This is a genomic window from Synechococcus sp. MIT S9507 (assembly GCF_047304715.1).
Taxonomy (GTDB): Bacteria; Cyanobacteriota; Cyanobacteriia; order PCC-6307; family Cyanobiaceae; genus Synechococcus_C.
In genome coordinates this window covers 758,260-773,130 of the sequence record NZ_CP138970.1, presented here as the reverse complement: position 1 = coordinate 773,130, position 14,871 = coordinate 758,260, and the positions used below count along the sequence as shown (strand labels likewise).

Here is a 14,871-nt window from a genome sequence, read left to right as displayed (position 1 = left end):
CTAGTCAGCCCCTCTGGAGACGGTTTTGGCAACCCACGACATCTTCATGCCTGCCCTCAGCTCCACGATGACGGAGGGGAAGATCGTTGAGTGGCTCAAAAACCCCGGCGACAAGGTTGGCCGAGGCGAGTCCGTGCTTGTGGTCGAATCTGACAAGGCCGACATGGATGTCGAATCCTTCAACGAGGGTTACCTGGCCACTGTTTTGATGCCCGCCGGCAGCACAGCTCCTGTGGGCGAGACCATCGGCCTGATCGTCGAGACCGAGGCTGAGCTCGCCGAGGCTCAGGCCAAGTCACCGGGTGGAGGTGGATCGGCCCAGGCCGCTCCTGCAGCTCCAACCAGCGCGCCGACAGCACCGCCCACTCCTGCACCGCCCGCGCCCGCCTCTGCCCCGTCTCCAGCTCCCATTGCCGCTGCACCAGCTGCTGCATCAGCTCCAGCTCCGGCCGTCGCAGCCCCCAGCAACGGTCGGCTGATTGTGAGCCCCAGGGCCAAGAAACTGGCCTCTCAGATGGGGGTCGACCTTGCTGGGATCCGCGGCAGTGGTCCCAATGGTCGAATTCAGGCCGAGGACGTGGAGCGCGCCGCCGGTCGTCCCGTCAGTGTGCCCCTGGTCGGGGAAGGCACCACCGCTGCAGTGAGCGCTGGAACAGCTAATGCCGTCCAGGCTCCCAGCTCCCCTGCCGGAAACAGCTTTGGCCGTCCTGGCGACACCGTGCCTTTCAACACGCTCCAGGGCGCGGTGAACCGCAACATGGAAGCCAGCCTCGCTGTTCCCTGTTTCCGGGTGGGTTACACGATCACCACCGACCAACTCGATGCGTTCTACAAGCAGGTGAAGCCCAAGGGCGTCACGATGACGGCTCTTCTGGCCAAAGCCGTTGCGGTCACACTGGCCCGGCATCCGCAGGTGAATGCTGCAACCACTGCTGCGGGCATGAGCTATCCCGCCGAGGTGAATGTGGCTGTTGCCGTGGCGATGGAAGACGGTGGCTTGATCACTCCAGTGCTGCGTCATGCCGATCGAACCGATCTGTATGAGCTGTCCCGTCAGTGGGGGGATCTGGTGAAGCGCTCGCGCAGCAAACAGCTGCAGCCTGAGGAATACAGCACAGGAACCTTCACACTCTCCAATCTGGGCATGTTCGGGGTGGATCGCTTCGATGCCATCCTTCCTCCCGGCACTGGTGCAATTCTCGCGGTGGCCGCTTCAAGACCTGCCGTTGTGGCTGGAAAGGATGGGTCCATCTCGGTGAAGCGGCAGATGCAGGTCAATCTCACGGCGGATCACCGTGTGATCTACGGCGCCGACGGGGCTGCCTTCCTCAAGGATCTGGCGGAATTGATTGAAAACCGTCCTGAAAGTCTAGCGATCTGAACCAGGTCAGCGGACGACACTCATCTGCCGAGCACAGCGAACCTTGCCACTCTTGAAGCGGTGATGGTCGCTCTGTGTCTGTTCCGTCCTTTTCACGCCTGCTTGGCCGTCCACTGCCACGTTCCAGTGCCAAGGATGAGCGACTTCCCAATCTTCAGGCGCTGCCCATCCTCTCCTCGGATGCTCTGTCATCCGTGGCCTATGCCACCGAAGCTGCGCTTGGCGTTCTGATCCTGGGAGGCAGTGCCGCTCTGAGGCTCTCCCTGCCGATCACCGTGGCGATCATCGCTTTGATCACGATCGTGGTGCTGTCGTACAGGCAGGCGATCTCGGCCTATCCCAATGGCGGCGGTTCCTATGTGGTGGCCCGTGACAATCTCGGACGCAATGTGGGATTGGTGGCAGCCGCTGCTCTGCTGATCGACTACACCCTCACGGCTGCCGTCAGCCTGATGGCGGGAACCCAGGCGCTGTCGTCGCTGGATCCATCCCTGCTGGCCTACGAGGTTCCGATCGCCCTGATGTTGCTCGTGTTTGTGGGCTGGGCCAACCTGCGCGGAGTCAGGGAGGCGGGTCGGGTGTTCTCGATTCCCACCTATTCCTTCGTGGTGATGATTCTTCTGCTCACGGTTGCTGGGCTCAAGGACCTCACCTTTCATCACGGCTGGAGTCCCGAAGCCCCTCCGCTCACGGCTGCGCTGCAGCCAATCGGCCTGTTCCTGATTCTCCGGGCGTTCAGCTCCGGCTGCTCAGCGATGACCGGTATTGAAGCCATCGCCAATGGTGTTTAGGTTTTCCAGGAGCCTGCTCCCGCCAATGCCCGCAAGACCCTGCTGGTGATGGCTGTTCTGCTGTCGACCATGTTCCTTGCGGTCAGCACCATGGGCTTCATCTATGGAGTCGCACCTAATCCCGATATCACCGTGTTGGCTCAGATCGGCCAGCGCGTGTTCGGCAACGGCAGTGTTCTGTACTGGATCCTGCAGATCTCAACGCTGCTGATTCTGGTACTGGCAGCGAACACGGCTTTCTCAGGATTCCCTCGTCTGGCGGCGATGCTGGCGGAAGACCACTGCCTGCCTGTGCAGATGAAGCTGCTGGGTGATCGGCTCGTTTACCAGAATGGGATCGGTGTTCTCGTGGCGATCACGGCGCTGATCATCGTGATCTGCCGGGGTGACACCACAGTGGCGGTGAATCTCTATGCCCTTGGCGTTTTCACCGCCTTCACGCTGTCGCAGTTGGGCCTGGTCTGTCGCTGGTGGAAGCTTCGCGGAGAGAGCTGGCAGGGGCGGATGGCCATGAATGCGCTCGGATCGATCACCACTTTCGTTGTGCTGGTGGTGATTGTGGTGAGCAAATTTGATGAGGGGGCCTGGACCGTGGTGATTGCCATCCCCCTGCTGGTCTGGGGACTGGCTTTGATTCGCCGGCGCTACCGGGAGATCTTCGCTGCTCTCGCCCTGGACCCTGATGGGTCGTCACTGAAGCTGGTTCCCCGTGATCCACCCACCGGTCACCATGCGATTGTCTGGGTGGCGAGTGTGACGCAGCCGTCTTTTGAGGCGTTGCGCTACGCCTGTTCGTTCGCCGATTCGGTCACGGCGGTGATGGTGGTGCAGAAGGGAGAGGACGCCGGCAAGCTCAGCCAGATGTGGGATCGCTATGCGGGCACAGACACCGGTGCTCTCGAGCTGGTGCTGCTCGACAGCCCATACAGCTCGCTGCTGGATCCTTTCTGTGACTTCGTGATGGAGCAGGAGCAACAGCATCCCGAGCGCACCACCACGGTGGTCATGCCTGTGGCCATTCCCAGGGACCGACTGGATGTGGCTCTGCTCAACCAGCGCTCAAGCAGTCTGTTTGAGGCGCTTTCCACCGACCAGAGCAGGGTGTTCTCGATTGTGCGCTATTTCGTTCCTCGCTTCGCCAGCGAGGACGGCAGGTTGCCCTCAGGCAGCATGGATTGATCACGCTCAAGCGTTGTGGTGGATCCAAGGGATCTTCAACTCAGCTCCTACGACTACCGCCTGCCCGAGGAGCGCATCGCCCAGGCACCCATGGAGCCTCGCCATGCAGCCCGACTGCTGATGGCACCTGCCCTGAGCAGGCCTGCGCAGGATCTGATGCATCGTCAGGTGTGGGACTGGCAGGAGGAACTCCGTTCCGGCGACCTGCTGGTGGTCAACGACACGCGTGTGCTGCGGGCGCGTCTGAGGGTGAGGCGTTCCGGTGGCGGTCTGGCGGAGCTTCTGGTGCTGGAGCCTCGCGGCGAAGGCCGCTGGCTCTGTCTGGCCAGACCCGGCAAGAAATTGAAGCCCGGTGATCAGATCTGGCTCGAAGCCCTTGAACAGGAGCCCATTCCTCTGAAGGTGGTCGCCGCGGATGGTGCCAGTGGCGGCCGCATCATTCAGTTCCCAGTGGATTACATCGATGCTGCAGCGATCGAAACGCTCCTGTCGCGCTACGGCGAGGTGCCGTTACCGCCCTACATCACACGCCATGACCAGTCGGATCAAGAGCGTTATCAGACCCGCTATGCCTCCCGGCCAGGCGCTGTTGCTGCTCCAACGGCGGGCCTTCACCTCAGTGATGAGCTGTTGAAGGCGATCCGCGGCCGTGGCGTTCAGCTGGCCACGGTGACCCTGCACGTTGGCTTGGGCACATTCCGGCCGGTAGAGACCGAAGATCTCACCGATCTGAGTCTGCACAGCGAATGGGTGGAGGTGACTCCTGAGCTGGTGAGTGCTGTAGTCGCGTGCCGCCGGCGAGGAGGGCGTGTGATTGCTGTGGGTACCACGAGCGTGCGGGCACTGGAGGGTGCTGCCGCTGCTGCAGGCGGCAGCCTGCAACCTCTGAAGGGTCCCGTTGATCTGGTGATCCAGCCCGGTTTTCGTTTTCGAGTGGTGCAGGGTCTGCTGACCAACTTTCACCTGCCCAAGAGCTCGTTGCTTCTGCTGGTCAGCGCTCTGATCGGACGCAGCAGATTGCTTGAGCTCTACGAGATCGCCATCCGGGAGGACTATCGCTTCTATTCCTACGGTGATGCCATGTGGATCGCTCCGGATGCAGTGCTTCCAGACGTGACGCCCTGAGCTGGCTCAACAGCCAGGCATGAAAAAAGCCCCGGTGATCCGGGGCTGACTGGCTTGCCACCGTTTTGCTTCAGGCGGTGACGGGTTGCTCAATGATCCCTGTCGGAACGTCGGCGAACATCACCGAAGAGAGGTAGCGCTCCGCCAGATCGGGGAGAACGACCACAATGGTCTTGCCTGCGTAGGCATCCTGCTTGGCCAGACGAATGGCGGCGGCAGCTGCGGCTCCGCAGGAGATGCCCACCAGCAGGCCCTCTTCCTTGGCCAGACGCAGAGCCATTTCGACCGACTCGTCGTTGGTGACCTGCTCCACCTTGTCGACCACCGAGAGGTCGAGGTTCTTGGGAATGAAGCCGGCGCCGATCCCTTGGATCTTGTGTGGACCTGGCTTCACCTCCTCACCGTTCATGGTCTGGGTGATCACCGGGCTGTGGCTGGGCTCCACGGCAATGGATTCAATCGCCTTGCCTTTGCCGTTCTTGATGTAACGGGAGACGCCGGTGATGGTGCCGCCGGTGCCCACGCCGGCCACGAGAACGTCAATGGCTCCGTCGCAGTCGTTCCAGATCTCAGGACCAGTGGTCTTTTCGTGAATCTCGGGGTTGGCGGGATTCTCGAACTGACCAGGCATGAAATATTTGCCGGGGTCGGTTGCGGCGATCTCCTTGGCTTTGGCGATGGCGCCTGGCATGCCCTTGGCGGCTTCGGTGAGGACGATCTCAGCTCCGAGAACAGCCATCACGCGACGACGTTCGATCGACATCGACTCGGGCATGGTGAGGATGAGCTTGTAACCGCGAGCCGCTGCGGTGAAGGCGAGAGCAACGCCGGTGTTGCCTGATGTGGGCTCAACGATCACCTTGCCTTCGGTGAGTTCACCACGCTTCTCCGCATCCCAGATCATGTTGGCGCCGATGCGGCACTTCACGCTGTAAGCGGGATTACGGCCCTCGATCTTGGCGAGAACGGTGGCTTTGCAATCCTTGGTGACATGGTTCAGACGCACCAGGGGGGTATTACCGATGGCCTGGCTGTTATCGGCGTAAACGCGGGACATGAGGAAGTAGAGAAATGGCCAGTTTTGCAGTTTAGTGAGACTCTCTCTCAGGTGTCTTGCTCTTAAGAGCTTGTTCAAACACTGTCAATCAAGCAGCGTGCAACGCATCAGATAACAAGTCGGCTGAGGCCACCTGGGCCGTCAGCCAACCGTCGATTTGCTCATGCGCTCTCCAGAGCCTGCAGGAACCGCTCCCAGAGATCCTGTGGTTCTTCCAGCCCCACGGAAACGCGCAGCAGATGGGATGGCACGTCGCAGCGTTTCGCCCAGGCCAGCTCCTCGTAATGAGCGAGCAGCACGTAGGGGCAGACCAGCGTGAAGCTTGTGCCGAGACTCGGACCCTTGCAGACCGCCAGTGCGTCGTAGACCTGCCGCGCTGCCTGCGTGCCTCCTTTGAGTTCAAAGGACAGCAGACAACCATGGCCTGCACCGGGACGTTGCAGAGCCTTGAAGTGTCTGCATTCACCGGGATGAAACACCGTCTTCACGGCGGGGTGATCGCGAAGGCGTTCAGCCATCGAAAGCGTGTTGCGATTGAGCTGATGCACCCGTTCGATCACGTCTGCACTGCCCTGGTCGAGGGCGATGAGATCGTTGTCAGCGAGACCCGCCAGTGGTCTCAGGGAATGAGCTGCTGCAGCGAGCTGATCTCTCCAGGGCGAGTGGTGACTCAGCACCAGACTTCCTGCAAGAACATCCCCACGGCCGGCGAAGCTTTTGGTGAGCGAGCTGAACACCAGGTCGGCGTGGGGCAACGCGTTGATGTTGACCCCGGAGCCGATGGTGTCGTCGGCAATCACAGGGATGCCCTGCCGGTGGGCAAGCTCGGCGATTGTTGGCAGATCAATGCAACGCAGCAGGGGGTTGCCGGGCAGCTCCACCACCACTGCTGAAGGTTGCATGCGCTCCAGGGCGGCGCTCACGCTGGCCGCACTGTCTTCCAGCAGCAGTTCGGCTCCGTTGAAGACCACCTGGGGCAGCTTGAGCACATCCACATAGGGAAAACCGATCTGCAGCACAGGCCTGTCGGGCCGAATGCTTGAAATCAGTTGAAGTGCTCGGTGCAGAGCCGACATGCCTGATGGGTGCAGGCTGATCGCATCTCCTTCGCAGCTATAGATCCGCGTCAGCCGCCGAAGCACTTTGCTGCGAGCGTTCTCCACTGCGGAAGCGCTGGCGTTCTGCTCTTGACCGAGGGCGATGGCAGCCTGCCTGGAGGACGCTCCAAGGCCCGTGTGTTGCCAGAAGGCTTTCGCGGCAGGAGTGCTGGCCGCATCGGCAATCAGGCAGGTGACTCCATGAATCCCGGTGAGCTCTGTTTCTCCTGCAGGCCTCGTTTTCCTGCAGTGAGCGAGAGCGGCTTCAGCCGTTGCGCGGTTCGGATACGGCCAGCTGCTCGCTCCCTTGGAGGTGGCAATGTCGGACGCAGTCAGTGCGCGTTCGGCCAACTCCGCCACCAGCGGATGCTGACCGAATCGGGGATAGACCGCACGCAGAGCCGCGCGGCAGGCTGGATCCTGTTCCTCGTAGGCAATGACATCGTTCCATCGAGGCAATGCCACCGAAACGGCATGGGTGGCATCGGGAAGAGGGTGGCCGAGATCGCTGCCTTGCCAGCAGGGATCTCGGAGCAGGTCGCGCGTACTCATCGGAGCAAGCAAAGTGCCTGGTCGAGATCTGCTACCAGATCCGAGGCGTCTTCACAGCCCACGGAAAGACGGATCAGGCCATCGCTGATACCCAGCTTCTGTTTGACCTCTGTCGATACCGATGCGTGCGTCATCGTGGCGGGATGGCAGATCAGGCTCTCCACGCCGCCGAGGCTTTCGGCCATGGTGAACCAGTGCAGGGCCTTGCACACGGCATAGGCCTGCTCGCGGCCGGCCTCCACTCCAATGGTGACGATGGCGCCGCCTGCGCTCATCTGCTGCATCGCAGTCACGTGTTGGGGGTGATCGCGGCGATGGGGGTATCGCACCCAGTTCACCTGGGCATGGTCGGCGAGATGATCCGCCAGGGCGGCCGCATTGGCCATTTGTTGTCTGAGACGCAGAGGCAGGGTCTTGATGCCGCGGGTGATCAGCCAGCAGTCGAACGGTGAAGGCTGCAGGCCAAGGGCTTTCTGGGCGAACACCATCTTCCGTTGCCAGGTCGGATCGTCGGTGCAGACCGCGCCGCCGAGGGCGTCGGAGTGCCCGTTGATGTATTTGGTTGTGCTCGTGAGTGAGAGGGTGGCTCCAAGCTGCAGCGGGCGTTGAACAAGGGCGGTGGCGAAGGTGTTGTCCACCACAACGGGAACATCGATGGCCTTGGCGGCCGCGCAGACCTGCCTCAGATCGATCACCTTGAGCAGTGGGTTGGTGGGGCTTTCCAGCCAGACCATGGCGGGCTTTCGAGCCGCAATGCTTGAGACAGCCTCGGGTGAAGTGAAATCCACCCACTCGGTGCGGATCCCGAATTTGGCGAAAACCTGTTCAAACAAGCGCACGGTGCAGCCGTAGAGGTTTTCCTCGCAGAGCACCAGATCTCCCTGGCTGAGACTTGAGGCAATTGCTGTGATCGCGCTCACTCCCGAGCCGAACACGGTGGCATGTTCACAGTGCTCCACCGAAGCGAGCACGCCTTCCAGGATGCGGAAGTTGGGATTGCCTGAACGGGTGTAATCGAAACCACCGGGGTTTCCGTGTGCAAATGTCGATGTGGAGTAGATCGGCGGCATCACGGTGCCCGTTTCCTCCGCAAAGCTCTCCCCGTGATGAATCGCCCGGGTGGCATCGGCTGGTGTTGGAGCTTGGCGCTGCAAGTGATGGCCGCGATCAGGTCTCAACGCTAGGAAACAGGCTGCCTGTCGCCGTTAGCGTCGGGCCCGACCTGTGATCCGGAGCCTTGGCTGAAACTTCAGTGCCACAAAGCCACAAGGATGAGTGGCGTGATCACCTGCTCAGCGAAATTGTCACGTTTCTGGGTGAGAACAAACAACAGATTCATGCTCGCTATCTGGAACAGCGTGAGGGGCAGCTGCCAAGTGATCTCATCGAGCAGGAAGGACTGATGGATTTTGAGCTGGCCATCACATTTCTGGAAGACAAGCCCAAAGGTTTTGGTCTTGGACTCGGCTTTTTCAAGGCCAATCTGATCCGCTGAGACACCCGCCAGGCAGCCATAACAACAATGGTTGCAAAGAAATAAATTCAATGTCGTCATCCAATCTGAGTGAGGCACTGTTACATCAATATCAGCATGATGTTCGATAGTTTCGTTGTTCCTGCTGGTGAAGGCATCGGCTGAATAAATGGTTAACAGTCTGGTATAAAGATGTTAAATGAAGCTGTTTGATAAATGCAAACTGATCATGGCAGTCAATTATGGATTGCTGGATGTGTTCTGTTGGATCGGGTCTGCTTTCACAGTGCTGGCGGAAGCTGGATTACCCAAGGACGAATTGCTTATTTGATGACGTAATTCATGGGATTGTCGAATGTTTCTGCTCCGCACGGGCTTGAATCACGACCACCTGGGAGCATTGTGTCGGGAATCATTTCGTCTGAGTAAAGCTGACAGAGCTCTTCCGGGTCACGACTGTCGACCCACTGCTGGAACCCAGAATCCTGGGTAAGCAGCTGAGCGACCATCAGGACTTCGTACATGTCGATGGGATCAGTTGCATCACACCTAGCCAGGAATCGCTATTCGACTCCAGCGAACGACTCAATCTGCTTTGAATCCTCGCAACGGATCAGCTCAATGGAGTGGGGATGGTCGCGGATGAACGGAACAGCCTCAGTGGCCAGACGTTTGGCTTCAAATGCATCACCTGCGTAGTAGCAGCTTTCGATCCTTTTCCAGTTGGATTTTCGATATCTGACCGTGTAGCGCTTCTGGAGGTTCATGGTTCCAGTCATGGAATTAACTGAAGCATCAGCATGGGCTGAGCCTTGATGACCAAATGTCTTTAATGACTTCAGGATCATTCACGCACCCAAGAACGCAAAGCTTGTGATTTTTGTATCAACAACCACTGGAAAGAGGAAGGGCATGGCTTTTTGATGCCAGACATGGCCAGGGGCTGTGATCAAAGGGTCTGGTTGAATCAGGACAATGCGTAATGATTTGGATTCTGCAATAACTCCTTGGCTCCGAGACTAGGGGGTGTTTTTTTGAGCCCAATGATTTTTGATGAGTCACCAAAGGGCCAATAATCTCCGCCGCGGCTTCTGCATTGACTGAGAGCCTTAATGTCGAGCAGGCTGCCTTGAGAGCTCTGGAGAATCACTCGCGTGCATGACATGCTTCGAAAGTTTTGTCAGAATTGGCCTGCGGCTTCAGTGGGTAGACATTGTGAAAGAACATGTAAAAGTTTATTCAGCAGAATGCATTCTTGAGGTCGGGGCTCGTCTTGCGGAAGGTCCCCACTGGTGGGATGAACGTGGACTTTTGATCTGGGTTGATATCGAGGATTCTCGTATTGGCTTGTTTGACCCTCAGACCAAAAATAATCATTTCATAGATACGGTTTTTCATGTGGGTTGTGTCGTGCCAACGAGCAAAGGCAATTTATTGGCTGCAACATCAGATGGATTCAAGATGATTGATCCTGACAGCGGACAAATTACTTCGTTGAATAATCCTATGGAGAATCGTTCCAGCTATCGATTTAATGATGGAAAGTGTGATCCCTGGGGAAGGTTATGGGCGGGAAGTCTTCGTTATGATTTTTTGCCTAATGCAGGATCTCTTTGGAGGTTAGATGGATCTTTCGATTCCACTCCAATGATTGAAGGAGTCACCATTTCCAATGGACTTGCTTGGTCACCAGATCGAAAATATTTTTATTATATCGATACACCAACTCTGCAGGTTAAGCGGTTCTTGATTGCGGAAAATGGTGATTTAATGGGTGACGGAGATATTTGCATTCAAATCCCCTCCGAGTGGAACTCTTCGCCAGATGGGATGTCGATTGATCGTAACGGCATGCTCTGGATTGCCCTTTGGGGAGGAAGTGCTGTGACCTGCTGGAATCCCAGAAACGGCAGTCATCTGGCAACAGTTGAACTACCGTGTTCGTTGGTCACTTCCTGTTGTTTTGGAGGACCTGCGTTTGACAGGTTGTTCATTACGACTGCTGCCTACGATCTTGGCCCGGAAGACCTGGCCTCCATGCCCCATGCCGGCGATATCTTTATGGCAGAAGTTGGTGTCAACGGCGTGCCTGCTGCTCACTTCATGGAGCGATAAATCATTTCATGGAATGTGAATTTTAATGGCTTCAGGCGACTCAAAGCCGTTGGCAGTTCTGTTGCCTGGATTCGGTTGTGATATCGACTCGATGCTGGACTTAGCTCATGTTCTAGACAGTAGTGAAAGTATTATTCATACAACATGTGAAGTGTTCACCTCGGAGACTTCATTAAACAAAATGTCAGCAAAAGTTGTTCAGCGCTATCCCGACTCAGCCCTTCTCTTGATTGGCTTTTCAATGGGTGGCTGGGTTGCTCAGGAAGTGGCCAATAGGTTGGGAATTCAGGTCAAAGGCTTAGTGCTGATTTCGTCATGGACCGAAGCGCCTTCGGAGTACCTTGCAATCGTGCAAGACCTCCATGACCAGATTAGAGCCGGGAAAACGTTGGACACATTTAAGCCACTCGTGGCAGAGGGATTTGTAAAAGCAGAGTCGAGGGATGCCATGGCGAATCGCTGGGCATCAATGGTCAACAGAATCGGTCCTGAAGTCTTCCTCAGACAAACCAAAGCCATATTGGATCATCCCAATGTCAATCATTGCATTTCTGGCATCAAATCTCCTGTACTTGCGATAGCAGGCGCTGAAGATACGCTGCTCAATCCAGATGATCAATTCAAATGCCTCAGAGGATACAAGTCTGTCCAAACGACAGTCCTTGATTCATGTGGGTATAATTTAATCTGGGAAAGACCTAAGACTGTTGGCGACACCATTGAGCAATGGCTTCATTCGAACTTCGAACATTGATCTGTAAAGTAACTCACTTGTCCTGAGTTCTGGATAATTTTCCCCTTGTTTTTTCCTGTCACTTTGATGATTGTTCTGCTTCATGATCTGAGAGGGCTGTGAGGGGCCTTTGCAAAGAGTCTCAATGCCCGCGTCTGCGCGTTTCATTTCGACCTACATACAGGAAGCTGAGTATTGATCTGCACGCAGATTTTGTGTCAATGAAACCCTGAAGAGATGGATATTGATCGTTGGGTAAGCCCCAGCAAAAACCCCGCGCTGGGCGGGGCTGTTGAGGTCGATTGGGAGGTGGGACTTGCGCTGATTGATCAGCCCTCGAGCTTGGCGGGCTCGGCCTCGCCTTCTCTCAGTTCAGCGTCGATGATCATCACAGCAGCAGGGTTGCCTGCAGCGAACCTGACGCGGCCCAGCAGATAGGCGGCTTCGTGTTCGGAGATGCGCTGGCCGTCAACGACGGGGTCCAGGAAGACGGTGGTGCGGCGATCAATGTCTTTTTCCGCAGTGTTGTAGAGCTGCAGCACCGAGGCGGTGACATCAGCTTCCATGCGGAAGACGTTGGCGATCACCTGCTCCACATCGGTCCACTGCTGACGCGGTGGTTCAACGGTGTCGAGCACAGGGCGTTGACCTCTGCTGATCAGATAGTCGGCGAATTTGGCGGCATGCTGCTCCTCTTGCTTGGCCTCATCACGCAGGTGCTCGGCAAAGCCGGTCAGCTCGCGTTCAGCGAACCAGATGGCAGCAGCGAAATAGTCAGCAGCTGACTGACGCTCAAGGTTGAGATGGGCTTCCATCAGATCGAGCATTTCGGCTGACATGGGTTCAGCCATGGCACGGCCTGCGGGACCGGTGGGGACAGTGATGGGGGCTTGGATTTGTGAAGCTGTCATTGCTCTTCCTCTGAGAGGGATGAACCAGTTCTACATCACAAAAGAGCAAAAGTTAGGCGTAAAAACCGAACACGAAGCAATCAAAATATGCTCTTGAGAATCACATTCAAGAATGCCAAATATGTTTTTGAGAATCACAATCAGCAGCGTAAATCTGCTGCTGAGAATCAGTTTCGATAAGTCAACGCTAAGTGTTCGGTAAGCCGCCAAAGAAACGATGCCCTGAATGCAATAGACCTGACGAGTTGTTACCAAGAGTTGTGTGATGACTGCAGTTTTACTTTTGTGCGACTGCTCGCTTTGCAAGCGCAGCGTTGAAGAATCGAGGTCAATTAGGATTGGTGGGCAGCATTTCTGCTCTGAGTCTTGTGCCAAGGGGCATCCCAACCTGGAGCCATGTGATGGCGAGCGGAACGGCTGTAACTGCGGAATTGGAGAGTTGGAGCTGCTTTTGGCGGCTACCGATTAGTTCAGTAACCGCTTGATGGGATCGGAATCACCATCGATCAACCCCTCAAGTAGGGGGTGGCTGCGAGATGAAATCCGGCCTCTGAAACGAATCTAGGTTTCGTGCTAAGAGGCAAGGCCTGTAGCTTTACGAAGGTTTTAAAATAAGATCTTTTTGATATATTGATTAGTTTTCATATAACGCTATCAGGAAAAGTGACAATAAAAATATTCATGACCCATACAGATGCGACCTACAAAAATACGAGCCTATTTACACGTCGCATGTAGGGCAGTCTCAGAGACATATTTATGGCAATCAGCAAGGAAAAAGACAGCAGTGACGGACTTTGGATAGTCTTGGCTACGAGGGCGATTTCATACGCGTGATAGACAAGCGGAAAAAAGGTACGAAGCTTAGAATTGCCCTTTGAAAAGTTGTTCTTCTTGTCGTTGAGTTAACATGAAAGAGAATTTGTTCGTCTTGTTGCCTTCTTGATAGCGCCGAAATAAGTACTTGCACACTCAAGTTTTCGTAATGTGCTGGCTATGTCATAAAACATTCAAGACTTTAATGATGATGCAAAAGTTGGTCGATTGGAACTGATCATCAATAAAAAACCCCGCACTGGGCAGGGCGTGATTGATCTGAGTTGTTTTGTCGGGAGATGGATCAGTACTGACAAACTGCCCTGCTTTCCCCTTCAAGGGTTTCGTATTGCTTTCAGTCACCTTCCAGTGAGAGTAATTGCGCACAAAAATTAGTTTCACCTTTGGTTTAATTGACGAGAGCTAAGTTGATTTATTGTTAAACCCAATAAAATTAGAATTGCTCCGCTGAATGCTTTGATGCCAATGGGTTCTCCTAGCATCAAATTGGCACCCAGAAGGGCGACCACAATTGTCAAAGAGCTCCATAAACTTATTTGCGCTACTCCAAGAAATTTATAACTCAGCATCAAAGTCCACTGACTGCCAAGACTAATAGTAATTCCATAAAGTCCAATAACGCTTAGCACCCACCATGTCTGAAGAGCGATGAAATGTTGAGGTCCGTAAAACAGCAACGCTAAAACTGCGAAAACCAAAGCAGATGAAGTGCTGCCAAGACCAACAGTAAGACCAACTCCCATACCTCTAAAATTGCAAACACTGTTTAAAATTCCACCTATCGCAAATGAAAGAATTGCAGTTGCTGCCCAGATAAAACCCATCATTTTTTGTCCTGACGTGAGTGTAGTCACTACACCACTTCCACTTTGATTGCCCACGAAAACACCCAGACAAATTAGAATTAAGGAAAAAGTAAACTGTCTTGGAAGTTTTTCATGAAGGAATACTCTCGCGGCAAGTGTTGACAGTGGAATTGTGAGGCTAAAAAGCAGAGTTTGAGCAACAACGCTTAGATGCTCAAGTGCAAGAAAGAAACCGACGGGCCCTAGGAAATACCCCAAAAACCCCTGCCAAAAAAGAAGTTTTCTGTCTCGTAGTGATAATTGCCGAATCTGCGTTTTTACATTCACACGATCAATCGTCAACATAAACAGACCAGTGATCAAGCTCGAAAAAAAGAAGACATTACAAAAACTGATTTGTTCGCCACCTGTCTGTTGAAGTATTTTCAGCACATTTCCTTCCGAACCGCGGAGTAGGATGAAAAGTGCAAAAATTAACGCAGAGATCATATTATTAATTCAAAGTCGCAATGGCAGATCCTTGGCTGAATGTAGCGAAGAGTTGCTGTTTGAAAGATCATGCCCCTGGAACGTCTGCTGAATTACGTCATTACATGGGGTAAAAGCTCATGACTCCCCATCGCAGGGTTCTCACAGGTGTTTGTGCGTAACGACTCAGAAGTCAAGCGGGTGGAAGCGTTGAAAACCACAAGCTCTGGTATAGCCGAGCAAATTACTGGCATCTCTTAAGGGTCTATGAGAAAAAAGGGCAGTGGATCCAGGTTTGGCTATGTAATGGAGAGTTGAATTCACCCCTATGAATCAGAGCCAAGA

At 55.1% G+C, this 14,871-nt stretch carries 14 protein-coding genes and 1 pseudogene; 7 read left to right on the top strand and 8 right to left on the bottom strand.

Annotated features, from left to right (window positions below; genetic code table 11):
- Positions 1-25: 25 nt before the first annotated feature.
- The 3 genes and pseudogenes from SIB83_RS04100 (at position 26) to queA (ending at position 4,476) form a co-directional block, all read left to right on the top strand.
- Entirely contained in the window at positions 26-1,381 is a 1,356-nt protein-coding gene (locus SIB83_RS04100) for a dihydrolipoamide acetyltransferase family protein (RefSeq protein ID WP_413403764.1), read from the top strand.
- A gap of 74 nt (positions 1,382-1,455) precedes the next feature.
- A pseudogene (locus SIB83_RS04095) lies at positions 1,456-3,351 on the top strand (APC family permease).
- A gap of 15 nt (positions 3,352-3,366) precedes the next feature.
- Positions 3,367-4,476, top strand: a complete 1,110-nt coding sequence (gene queA, locus SIB83_RS04090) for a tRNA preQ1(34) S-adenosylmethionine ribosyltransferase-isomerase QueA (RefSeq protein WP_413403762.1) — start codon at positions 3,367-3,369, stop codon at positions 4,474-4,476.
- A gap of 70 nt (positions 4,477-4,546) precedes the next feature.
- Here queA and cysK read toward each other — a convergent pair whose 3' ends face one another.
- From cysK to SIB83_RS04075, 3 genes are all read right to left on the bottom strand, one after another.
- The gene (gene cysK / locus SIB83_RS04085) at positions 4,547-5,533 is read right to left on the bottom strand and encodes a cysteine synthase A (RefSeq protein ID WP_413746870.1); all 987 of its coding nucleotides are present in this window, start codon (positions 5,531-5,533) and stop codon (positions 4,547-4,549) included.
- Between the two features lie 161 nt (positions 5,534-5,694).
- Positions 5,695-7,182 (bottom strand): PLP-dependent transferase, encoded by a 1,488-nt coding sequence (locus SIB83_RS04080; RefSeq protein ID WP_413746869.1) that lies wholly within the window; start codon positions 7,180-7,182, stop codon positions 5,695-5,697.
- Complete coding sequence (locus SIB83_RS04075; protein WP_413746868.1) at positions 7,179-8,360, bottom strand: trans-sulfuration enzyme family protein; 1,182 nt, start codon at positions 8,358-8,360, stop codon at positions 7,179-7,181. The genes SIB83_RS04080 and SIB83_RS04075 overlap by 4 nt, the downstream gene beginning before the upstream one ends.
- Before the next feature lie 59 nt (positions 8,361-8,419).
- Between SIB83_RS04075 and SIB83_RS04070 the strand changes: the two genes are divergently transcribed.
- Positions 8,420-8,677, top strand: coding sequence for a hypothetical protein (locus SIB83_RS04070; protein WP_413746867.1), 258 nt, complete (start codon positions 8,420-8,422; stop codon positions 8,675-8,677).
- Positions 8,678-8,979: 302 nt separating this feature from the next.
- Here SIB83_RS04070 and SIB83_RS04065 read toward each other — a convergent pair whose 3' ends face one another.
- A complete protein-coding gene (locus tag SIB83_RS04065; RefSeq protein WP_413746866.1) occupies positions 8,980-9,180 on the bottom strand; it encodes a hypothetical protein in 201 nt (66 codons plus the stop codon).
- A gap of 39 nt (positions 9,181-9,219) precedes the next feature.
- The gene (locus SIB83_RS04060) at positions 9,220-9,435 is read right to left on the bottom strand and encodes a hypothetical protein (RefSeq protein WP_413403756.1); all 216 of its coding nucleotides are present in this window, start codon (positions 9,433-9,435) and stop codon (positions 9,220-9,222) included.
- 379 nt (positions 9,436-9,814) lie between these two features.
- Here SIB83_RS04060 and SIB83_RS04055 point away from each other — a divergent pair, with 379 nt between their 5' ends.
- Together SIB83_RS04055 and SIB83_RS04050 are read left to right on the top strand one after the other, a co-directional pair.
- A complete protein-coding gene (locus SIB83_RS04055; RefSeq protein ID WP_413403755.1) occupies positions 9,815-10,771 on the top strand; it encodes an SMP-30/gluconolactonase/LRE family protein in 957 nt (318 codons plus the stop codon).
- Between the two features lie 25 nt (positions 10,772-10,796).
- Complete coding sequence (locus SIB83_RS04050) at positions 10,797-11,525, top strand: alpha/beta fold hydrolase (protein WP_413746865.1); 729 nt, start codon at positions 10,797-10,799, stop codon at positions 11,523-11,525.
- A gap of 308 nt (positions 11,526-11,833) precedes the next feature.
- Here SIB83_RS04050 and SIB83_RS04045 read toward each other — a convergent pair whose 3' ends face one another.
- Both SIB83_RS04045 and SIB83_RS04040 read right to left on the bottom strand, forming a co-directional pair.
- Entirely contained in the window at positions 11,834-12,415 is a 582-nt protein-coding gene (locus SIB83_RS04045; RefSeq protein ID WP_413746864.1) for a ferritin, read from the bottom strand.
- 30 nt (positions 12,416-12,445) lie between these two features.
- Positions 12,446-12,790, bottom strand: coding sequence for a hypothetical protein (locus SIB83_RS04040; protein WP_413747412.1), 345 nt, complete (start codon positions 12,788-12,790; stop codon positions 12,446-12,448).
- Here SIB83_RS04040 and SIB83_RS04035 point away from each other — a divergent pair.
- Positions 12,747-12,884, top strand: coding sequence for a hypothetical protein (locus SIB83_RS04035; protein ID WP_413747280.1), 138 nt, complete (start codon positions 12,747-12,749; stop codon positions 12,882-12,884). The two genes, SIB83_RS04040 and SIB83_RS04035, sit on opposite strands and share 44 nt — an antisense overlap.
- Positions 12,885-13,629: 745 nt before the next feature.
- Here SIB83_RS04035 and SIB83_RS04030 read toward each other — a convergent pair.
- Complete coding sequence (locus SIB83_RS04030) at positions 13,630-14,547, bottom strand: DMT family transporter (protein ID WP_413403752.1); 918 nt, start codon at positions 14,545-14,547, stop codon at positions 13,630-13,632.
- Positions 14,548-14,871: the final 324 nt, after the last annotated feature.

Coding starts and splice junctions, on each gene's coding strand:
- cysK (WP_413746870.1), bottom strand. CDS start 5,533: ATGTCCCGCGTTTACGCCGATAACAGCCAGGCCATCGGTAATACCCCC.
- SIB83_RS04080 (WP_413746869.1), bottom strand. CDS start 7,182: ATGAGTACGCGCGACCTGCTCCGAGATCCCTGCTGGCAAGGCAGCGAT.
- SIB83_RS04065 (WP_413746866.1), bottom strand. CDS start 9,180: ATGTACGAAGTCCTGATGGTCGCTCAGCTGCTTACCCAGGATTCTGGG.
- SIB83_RS04060 (WP_413403756.1), bottom strand. CDS start 9,435: ATGACTGGAACCATGAACCTCCAGAAGCGCTACACGGTCAGATATCGA.
- SIB83_RS04055 (WP_413403755.1), top strand. CDS start 9,815: ATGACATGCTTCGAAAGTTTTGTCAGAATTGGCCTGCGGCTTCAGTGG.
- SIB83_RS04050 (WP_413746865.1), top strand. CDS start 10,797: ATGGCTTCAGGCGACTCAAAGCCGTTGGCAGTTCTGTTGCCTGGATTC.
- SIB83_RS04045 (WP_413746864.1), bottom strand. CDS start 12,415: ATGACAGCTTCACAAATCCAAGCCCCCATCACTGTCCCCACCGGTCCC.
- SIB83_RS04030 (WP_413403752.1), bottom strand. CDS start 14,547: ATGATCTCTGCGTTAATTTTTGCACTTTTCATCCTACTCCGCGGTTCG.